Source organism: Pseudomonas sp. D(2018), assembly GCF_005502555.1.
GTDB lineage: Bacteria > Pseudomonadota > Gammaproteobacteria > Pseudomonadales > Pseudomonadaceae > Metapseudomonas > Metapseudomonas resinovorans.
In genome coordinates, this window is the sequence record NZ_SCOK01000042.1 from 40,466 (window position 1) to 49,049 (window position 8,584).

The 8,584-nt window shown below is 64.2% G+C and carries 10 protein-coding genes; 3 read left to right on the forward strand and 7 right to left on the reverse strand.

All coding sequences use genetic code 11. From position 1 onward, the window contains the following. Positions 1-24: 24 nt before the first annotated feature. The 6 genes from FFS60_RS21915 to minC all read right to left on the reverse strand — a co-directional run bounded on the left by FFS60_RS21915 (position 25) and on the right by minC (position 4,662). A complete protein-coding gene (locus tag FFS60_RS21915) occupies positions 25-1,314 on the reverse strand; it encodes a M18 family aminopeptidase (RefSeq protein ID WP_028628209.1) in 1,290 nt (429 codons plus the stop codon). Between the two features lie 126 nt (positions 1,315-1,440). After that, the gene (locus FFS60_RS21920; protein ID WP_028628208.1) at positions 1,441-2,019 is read right to left on the reverse strand and encodes a trans-aconitate 2-methyltransferase; all 579 of its coding nucleotides are present in this window, start codon (positions 2,017-2,019) and stop codon (positions 1,441-1,443) included. A 37-nt stretch (positions 2,020-2,056) separates the two neighbouring features. Then, complete coding sequence (locus FFS60_RS21925) at positions 2,057-2,692, reverse strand: RluA family pseudouridine synthase (protein ID WP_028628207.1); 636 nt, start codon at positions 2,690-2,692, stop codon at positions 2,057-2,059. A gap of 57 nt (positions 2,693-2,749) precedes the next feature. Continuing rightward, a complete protein-coding gene (gene minE / locus FFS60_RS21930) occupies positions 2,750-3,004 on the reverse strand; it encodes a cell division topological specificity factor MinE (protein ID WP_016491219.1) in 255 nt (84 codons plus the stop codon). Then, entirely contained in the window at positions 3,001-3,816 is an 816-nt protein-coding gene (gene minD / locus FFS60_RS21935; RefSeq protein ID WP_028628206.1) for a septum site-determining protein MinD, read from the reverse strand. The genes minE and minD overlap by 4 nt, the downstream gene beginning before the upstream one ends. Before the next feature lie 99 nt (positions 3,817-3,915). After that, complete coding sequence (minC, locus tag FFS60_RS21940) at positions 3,916-4,662, reverse strand: septum site-determining protein MinC (RefSeq protein ID WP_137823138.1); 747 nt, start codon at positions 4,660-4,662, stop codon at positions 3,916-3,918. 121 nt (positions 4,663-4,783) lie between these two features. On the opposite strand from minC, the gene FFS60_RS21945 reads away from it, so the two are divergent. Continuing rightward, complete coding sequence (locus tag FFS60_RS21945; RefSeq protein WP_137823139.1) at positions 4,784-5,704, forward strand: lipid A biosynthesis lauroyl acyltransferase; 921 nt, start codon at positions 4,784-4,786, stop codon at positions 5,702-5,704. 37 nt (positions 5,705-5,741) lie between these two features. Continuing rightward, the gene (locus FFS60_RS21950) at positions 5,742-6,944 is read left to right on the forward strand and encodes a patatin-like phospholipase family protein (RefSeq protein ID WP_028628203.1); all 1,203 of its coding nucleotides are present in this window, start codon (positions 5,742-5,744) and stop codon (positions 6,942-6,944) included. Positions 6,945-6,952: 8 nt separating this feature from the next. Here the strand turns inward: FFS60_RS21950 and FFS60_RS21955 are convergent, their stop codons facing one another. After that, on the reverse strand, positions 6,953-7,798 hold the full coding sequence (locus FFS60_RS21955) for a pirin family protein (protein ID WP_137823140.1): 846 nt from the start codon (positions 7,796-7,798) through the stop codon (positions 6,953-6,955). Positions 7,799-7,988: 190 nt separating this feature from the next. On the opposite strand from FFS60_RS21955, the gene FFS60_RS21960 reads away from it, so the two are divergent. Further along, positions 7,989-8,584, forward strand: a 596-nt coding sequence (locus FFS60_RS21960) for a transposase (RefSeq protein WP_137823141.1), incomplete at its 3' end; no start/stop codon positions are given.

Sequence of the window (8,584 nt, forward strand, 5' to 3'; positions counted from 1 at the left end):
GGGTTTACCTGTTCGGGTGAGTGGTCAGGGCAGGTCGTGGCTGGAGTAGAAGGCGGCCAGCACCTTCACCAGGTGAGCCAGGTCATGGCTGCCGGCCAGTTCGCGAATGGAGTGCATGGCGAAGGTTGGCAGGCCGATGTCCACGGTACGTACGCCGAGCTGGCTGGCGGTGATCGGGCCGATGGTGGACCCGCAACCCATGTCGCTGCGGGTCACGAAGCTCTGCACCGGCACTTCGTTCTCCAGACACAAGTGGCGGAAGAAACCGGCGGTTTCGCTGTTGGTGGCGTAGCGCTGGTTGCTGTTGACCTTGATAACCGGGCCGGCGTTGAGTTTCGGGCCGTGGTTGCCATCGTGCTTGTCGGCGTAGTTGGGGTGTACGCCGTGGGCGTTGTCGGCGGAAACCAGCAGGGAACGCTGGATGACGCGGGCGAAGGCGTCGCCTTCCGGCAGCACACGGCGCAGCACCTGTTCCAGCATCGGACCATCGGCGCCGCAGGCTGAGCAGGAGCCGACTTCTTCGTGGTCGGTGCAGACCAGTACGCAGCTTTCGTCAGCCTCGGCGGCCAGCAGGGCCTGCAGGCCGGCGTAGCAGGACAGCAGATTGTCCAGGCGCGCGCCAGCGATGAAGTCGCCGCCCAGGCCGATGACCGCGGCGCTCTGGGTGTCATAGAAGGACAGTTCGTAATCCAGCACCGCGTCGGCGACCACGCCATGTTCCAGGGTCAGTTGCTCGGCCAGCAGGTCGCGGAACTCGCGGGCCTCGCCGGCGGCCAGTTGCGCCAGGATCGGCGGCAGTTCGGTCTGGGCATTGATCGCCCAGCCCTGGTTGGCTTCGCGGTTGAGGTGAATGGCCAGGTTGGGAATCACGGCGATGGGCGCCTGGAAATCCACCAACTGGCTTTCCACCATGCCGGCGGCACGGTAAGTGACGCGACCCGCCAGGGACAGGTCGCGGTCGAACCAGGGGGCCAGCAACGCACCGCCGTAGACTTCCACACCCAGTTGCCAGAAGCCGTGCTTGTGCAGCTCGGGATTCGGCTTGACGCGCAGGCAGGGGCTGTCGGTGTGGGCGCCAACGAGGCGCAGGCCGCCTTCGAGTACCGGGCGCTTGCCCAGCTTGATGGCGATGATGGAGGAGTCGTTGCGGGTGACGTAATAACGGCCACCGCTTTCGATACGCCAGGCCTCGCGTTCATCGAGGCGCACATACCCGGCGGCCTCGAGGCGCTTGGCCAGGCTGCGGGTGGCGTGGAAAGGGGTGGGGGAGGCCTTGAGGAAATCGATCAGGCCCTGGTTCAACTCTTCGCGCATTGGGAGACTCCAGACAGCAGTGGCGGGAGTTTATCCCATAGCCCCCAGGGAAATGGAGGGCGACCCGCGGTGAATTTTCGCTAAGACCTCGATAGGGGTTGGCTTCGAGAGATTGCAATGTTGCCCTTATCCCAGGCGTCGGGCCACCACCGAGAACAAGTGCCAGTGCTTGTTGCGGCCCTTGGCGGTGATGCCGTCTTCTTCCTTTTCTTCCAGCATCAGCACGTCCCAGCCAGACAGCAGTTCTTCCAATTGTCGGCGGCGCAGGATGGTGATGCCGTTGTTGGCCCAGTCGTCTCGCTCGCCGAACAGGTGGCCGGCGAAGAGGCCGCCCTCCGGAAGGGAGGAGTAGATGGCCTGCCAGAGGGTGGGAAAGGCGACGGGTGGGCAGAGGGGCAGGGCGAAGCTGGAGTTGACCAGGTTCGCCGATGGCAACGGCATGGATTCAAAGCGGCAGCAGCGGCTTTGCAGTCGCAGGCGTTTTTCCTCGTCCACCTGGGCTTCAAGACGGGCCAGGGCTTCGGGTTCGGCGTCCACCGCCAGCACTTTCCAGCCGCGCCTGAGCAGTTCGAGGGTGTCACGGCCGGCGCCACAGCCCAAGTCGAGGGCGTGGCCGGGTGGCCCGTCCCAGAGCTCCAGGGCAGTCAACAGGGTGACGCGGGCGGGTTGGCCCTCGGTGGCGTTGTAGAACTCGGTGAAGCTCATGATTTGCCCGAATCGCAGCCTTTTTCTTGAGCCTAGGTCAGAACGGCGCCGGGCACTCGAATCTCAGGCGTTCGCCCGTCTGGGGGTGGGTCAGGCAGAGCAGGCTGGCGTGCAGGCACAGGCGATCATGGGCGGCCAGGGCTTCGGGGTTGGCGTAGAGGCGGTCGCCGAGCAACGGATGGCCGATGGAGAGCATGTGCACGCGCAACTGGTGCGAGCGACCGGTGATGGGGGTCAGTTCGACCCGGCTGTAATGGCCGCAGCGCTCGATCACCTGCCAGAAGGTGAGAGCGTGACGGCCCTGCTCGAAGTCCACCACGTGGCGCGGCTTGGTCGGCGGGTCATAGCGCAAGGGCAGCTCGATGCGGCCGCTGTCCAGTTCCGGCTCGCCCCAGCAGAGCGCGGTGTAAGCCTTCTCGGTTTCGCGGTCATGGAACTGGCGGGATAACTCGCGGTGGCTGTCAGCATCGCGGGCCAGCACGATCAGACCGGAAGTTTCCCAGTCCAGGCGGTGGACGATTCGTGCCTCCGGGTAACCGTTCTCCTGCAGGCGGGTGATCAGGCAGTCCTTGTTGTCCTCGGCACGGCCGGGTACGGACAGCAGGAGGGTGGGCTTGTTGACCACCAGCAGGGCGTCGTCCTGGTGGATGAATTCAATCTGGGAAAGCGGCATGGGAATTCCGAAAACGCCGACGGCGGCCGAAGCCGCCGTCATTGCACAACCACTCGATCAACGATCGGGCAGGGTGATGTTCAACTCGAGAATCGAGCAACTGCCCTGATTCTCCAGCAGGACCTGAACCTGCTCCTCGTCGATGTCGACATATTTGCGGATCACGTCCACCAGGTCTTTCTGCAGAGCCGGCAGGTAGTCCGGCTGGCTGCGTTGACCACGTTCGTGGGCAACGATGATTTGGAGTCGTTCCTTAGCGATCGAAGCGCTGTTCTGCTTCTTCCGCTCGCGAAAGAAGTCGAAAATGTTCATTCACGGCCTCCGAACAGGCGTTGTAAGAGTCCTTTCTTCTGCACGTCGAGGAAGCGGTGAGGCAGCTCCTTGCCGAGCAGGCGATCGACGGCATCGCTGTACGCCTGGCCGGCGTCGCTCTGGTCGTCGAGGATGACCGGGATACCCTGGTTGGAGGCCTTGAGCACCGCCTGGGATTCCGGGATGACACCGAGCAGGTTGATGGCGAGGATTTCCTCGACGTCTTCGACGCCGAGCATTTCGCCCTTGGTTACGCGCTCGGGGTTGTAGCGGGTCAGCAACAGGCGCTCCTTGATCGGATCTTCGCCTTTCTCTGCACGACGGGACTTGCTGGCCAGCAGGCCGAGCATGCGGTCGGAGTCGCGCACGGAAGAGACTTCCGGGTTGGTCACGACGATCGCCTCATCGGCGTAGTACATGGCCAGGTGGGCGCCTTTCTCGATACCGGCCGGCGAATCGCAGACCACGTACTCGAAGTTCTTCGCCAGTTCCTCGATGACCTTGCCCACGCCTTCGAGGGTCAGGGCATCCTTGTCGCGAGTCTGGCTGGCGGCCAGGACGTAGAGGTTTTCCAGGCGCTTGTCTTTGATCAGGGCCTGGGTGAGGGACGCTTCGCCATTGATGACGTTGACGAAGTCGTACACCACGCGGCGTTCGCAACCCATGATCAGGTCCAGGTTACGCAGGCCGACGTCGAAGTCGACGATGACAGTCTTGTGACCGCGCAGTGCGAGACCGGTACCGATGGCGGCGCTGGTGGTGGTTTTACCCACTCCACCCTTGCCGGACGTGACAACGAGGATCTTGGCCAAGGTGATTCACCCCAAATGATAAGAAAAGCGGGAAGTTATGAGCTCTTTCGAACCGTCCGTCTTCCCTTTCAGGTCCCTGAAAATTCGCGGCAGTATCCGTTAAAGACGGGTGATGTTCAACACGTCTCCCGACAGGCTGACTTGTACCTGTTGACCCCACAGCGGATCGCGTCGCAGGTCGTCGGAAACCTTGTACTGACCGGCCACTGAGACCAGTTCGGCAGCCAGTTGGCGGCAGAATATCCGCGCCTTGGTATCGCCCTTGATGCCCGCCAGGGCACGGCCGCGCATGGGACCGTAAACATGGATGTTGCCGTCTGCGAGAAGTTCCGCACCGGGGCTGACCGCGGCCAGAACTACCAGGTCGCCGCCTGGAGCATACACCTGCTGGCCACCACGCACCGGAGTCGTGATGATCTTTGTCGGTTGCACCTCGGGTTTGGGCGGCTCGGCGGGCTTTTCGACCTTCTTCTTCGCTTCGGGTTCTACCGGATTGATGGCGCGCTCGCGGGCGCCGGACGGCGGCAGCACTGGAATGTCCAGGGCGTCGGCGGCAGCGATATGCTCTTCGCGGCTGGCGCGGATGGCCAGGGTGCGCAGGCCGTGACGGCGGCAGATGTCCAGCAGGGCGGGGAGGTCGAGGACGGGTTCGCCGTCGGGCAACTTGTCCAGCGCCATGACCAGTGGGGTGTTCTGGAAGAAGTTGGGGGCCTGGGCGACTTTCTCGTCCAGTTGCCTGTCGAGGCGTTCGAGGTCGTTGTGTGCCAGTTCCATCACGGTGATGGCGAGCATGCTGCCCTTGAGCTGGAACACGGGTTCTTGGTCGAGAAGGTCGGCTTGGCTCATGGTCTGCCTGCAGTCGTGAATGGCGAGGACTTATAGCGAGATCGTCCGGCGCTAGCAAGCCGGAAGGGGGCGGCGCATTTGGAGTAGAATGCGCGATTTTCTCGCTCAAGCGGATTCAGAGATGGATAGACCTCAATTTCGCCCACAGTTCCTCCACCCGCGCTTTTGGGCGCTGTGGCTGGGCCTAGGCCTGCTGTGGCTGATCACCCTGCTGCCCTACCGGGTGCAACTGGGCATGGGGCGTATTCTGGGCGCGGCGATGCTGCGGGTGGCCGGTTCGCGGCGCAAGATCGCCCGGCGCAACCTGGAACTGTGCTTTCCGGAGCTGTCCAGCAGCGAGCGTGAACAACTGCTGCGGGAGAACTTCGCTTCCACCGGTATCGCTTTCTTCGAGATGGCCATGAGTTGGTGGTGGCCCAAGCCGCATCTGGCGAAGTTGTCCCATATAGAGGGCCTGGAGCACCTGCAGAAGGCCCAGGCAGAAGGTCAGGGGGTGATTCTCATGGCCCTGCATTTCACGACCCTCGAGATCGGCGCCGCATTGCTTGGCCAGGTGCATACCATCGACGGCATGTACCGCGAGCACAAGAACGCCGTGTTCGACTTCATCCAGCGCCGTGGCCGCGAGCGCCACAACCAGGACGCTACCGCCATCGAGCGGGAGGACGTGCGCGCCATGCTCAAGGTGCTGCGCGCCGGCCGCGCCATCTGGTATGCGCCGGATCAGGACTACGGACGCAAGCAGAGCCTGTTCGTGCCGCTGTTCGGCATCGAGGCCGCCACAGTTACCGCCACGACCAAGTTCGCCCGCCTGGGCCGCGCTATCGTGCTGCCCTTCACCCAGCGCCGCCTGGAAGACGGTTCCGGTTACAAGCTGGTGATCCACCCGCCGCTGTCCGACTTCCCTGGCGAAACCGAAGAGGCCGACTGCCTGCGTATCAACCAGTGGGTGGAGGGCGCGGTGCGCGAATGCCCCGAGCAATACCTCTGGGCCCACCGCCGCTTCAAGACCCGGCCGGAAGGCGCCCCCAAGCTTTACTGAAACCTATACTCGGAAAATCCCGCCCGGAGAGCAGTCCATGGATGCCAGCGCCGCCACCAAGAAGCCCGTGACCGGGCTGATTCTTTCCGGCGGTGGTTCGCGGGCGGCTTATCAGGTGGGGGTGCTGGGCGCGATCGCCGACCTGTTGCCAGACGCCGCCTGCAATCCTTTTCCGGTAATCGTCGGTACGTCCGCCGGCGCGGTGAACGCCGTTGGCCTGGCCTGCGGCGCGCTGCATTTCAGCCAGGCCGTTCGCCGCCTCAACGATGTCTGGCAGGCCTTCCGTTGTGGGCAGATCTACCGCAGCGACTGGCCCGGCGTGATCCGCCAGAGCTCGCGTTTCCTCGGCCACAGCCTGCTAGGCCTTGGCCGTGATATCCCCGTGGCGCTGTTGGACAACGCGCCCCTGCGCGAACTGCTGACGAGCGAACTCGACTTCACCGGCATCTCCGCTGCCGTCCGCACCCGCCAGTTGCGCGCCGTGGCCGTGACAGCGTTCGGCTATGAAACCGGACAGGCGGTGACCTTCTACCAGGGGCGCGCGACCATTGATCCCTGGTATCGCCATCGCCGCGTAGGCGTACCAACCCGCCTCAGCGTCGAACACCTGATGGCCAGTGCGGCGATTCCCCTGCTGTTTCCGCCAGTGCGCCTGGGTCGTGAATACTTCGGCGATGGCGCGGTACGCCAGACCGCGCCGATCAGCCCGGCGCTGCACCTGGGCGCCAGTCGGGTGCTGGTGGTGGGGGTGAGTGGCAACCCGCAAGGCATGAACCCCGGCCAGGAAATGGCGCAGCCGCAGGCTGGCCGTCCGCCGACCCTGGCGCAGATCAGCGGACACCTGCTGAACAGCACCTTCATCGACAACCTGGAAAGCGATATCGAACTGCTGGAACGGATCAACCGCATGAGCCAGGCCATGCCGCCTGAGTCGCGGCCACGCAATCTCAGTTCAGAGCACGTTGAAGTGTTGGTGATTTCGCCGAGCCGAGCGATGGATGAGATCGCTGCCCGTCACCGTCGCGAGATGCCGCGCGCCATCCGCACCTTCTTGCGCGGGCCAGGGGCGACCCGGGCGAGTGGGGCCGGGGTACTCAGTTACCTGCTGTTCGAACCCGGCTACTGCAACGAACTGATCGAGCTGGGCTACCAGGACGCCATGGCCAAGCGCACCGAACTGCAGCGTTTCCTGGGCCTGGAGATGGCGCCGGTTCACCCGCAGGTGATTCCGGCGCTCTAACCCCTGCGTCACTGACCGAAGACGCCGTCTCGGTAGTCCCGCAGGGCCTGCTCGATTTCCTCGCGGCTGTTCATCACGAAGGGACCGTACTGGACGATGGGCTCGCCCAGGGGACGTCCAGCCAGCAGCAGGACCTTTGCCCCAGCGTCGGTGGCGATCTCCAGCGCACCTTTCTCGGAGAGACGCGCCAGGCGCCCTTTGCCAATGGCCTGGCCATTGACGTGTACATCGCCCTCGTAGACGTAAAGCAGCACCCGCAGGCCGTCGGCCAGGCGTGGTGACACCCGGCTGTGGGCGGGGAGGTCGAGGTCGAAGATATGCGGTTCGGAATGCGGACGTTGCACGGCGCCCTCTTGGCTGATCTCGCCATCGTCGAAGCGGCCGGCGATCACCCGTGCCTCGACGCCTTCAGCCGCGCGTACCCGCGGAATCTCCACCGGATCGAAGTCGCGGTAGCCAGGGTCGCCCATCTTGTCCTTGCCCGGCAGGTTGAGCCAGATCTGGAAGCCGCGCATCACGCCTTCTTCCTGCTCCGGCATCTCGCTGTGGATGATCCCGCGCGCGGCGGTCATCCATTGCACGCCGCCGTTTTGCAGCAGGCCGCTATTGCCCAGATGGTCTTCATGGCGCATGCGCCCTTCGAGCATGTAGGTGATGGTCTCGAAGCCTCGGTGCGGGTGCGGCGGGAAGCCGGCGACATAGTCGTCCGGGTTGGCCGAGCCAAACTCGTCGAGCATCAGGAAGGGGTCGAAGCGGGGCACGCCCTGCTCGGCAAAAACGCGCGTCAGGTTGACCCCGGCGCCGTCCGACGCCGGTTGGCCGGGACGTTGTTCGAGAATCTGGCGATAGCTCATCTGGACCTCCTCAAGGTTGGAATGAGCGCGATCCTACGCCTATGAATTGGATCAATGGTGCGTGATTTTGCTTGGTTTGTATCGAATTAGCGGATCTTTCTGGCGCTATCTGTAGATCCTATGCAAAGGCCGCCCGCACGCCGATTCTTAATCCGGGGGATAGAAGGTTTGGCCCAGAGGAGGAATCGACATGCGAACGGCCTACGTTGAACAGCATAGTGCGAATGAACCGGTCCTGGCAGTGGCGCTGGAGTTGGCCAAGGCCAGTTGGAAAGTGGCGCTGAGCGATGCCCGGCGCAACCCCCGGCTGAAGACAGTCGACGCACCGCAGCCCCTGGCGCGCCTGGAGCAGGTGGTGCAAACGATCGCGGAGACGCGCGCGCTCTGGGCGTTGCCGGCGTCCGCCAGAGTGGTCGTGGTGTATGAAGCGGGCCAGGATGGTTTCTGGCTACAGCGCGCCTTGCAGGCGCGTGCGCTGGAGGTCCTGGTGATCGATCCGGCGAGCCTGCTGATGGCGCGGCGGAGGCGTCTGGCCAAGACTGACCGGCTGGACGCCTTGCGCCTGGTGGAGGCCCTGCTGGCCTGGCTGCGCGGCGAGCAGCGGCGTTTTCAGGTGGTGTGCGCGCCCAGCGTCGAGGACGAGGATCGCCGGCACTGGGGGCGCGAGCGCCAGCAGTTGCAGCGCGAGCTGCAGCAGCACCGCAACCGGATCGAGAAGCTGCTGGCGACGGTGGGCTGCTGGACCCGGCTGGATCGTGCCGGCCGCCAACAACTGGCCGAGGGCAC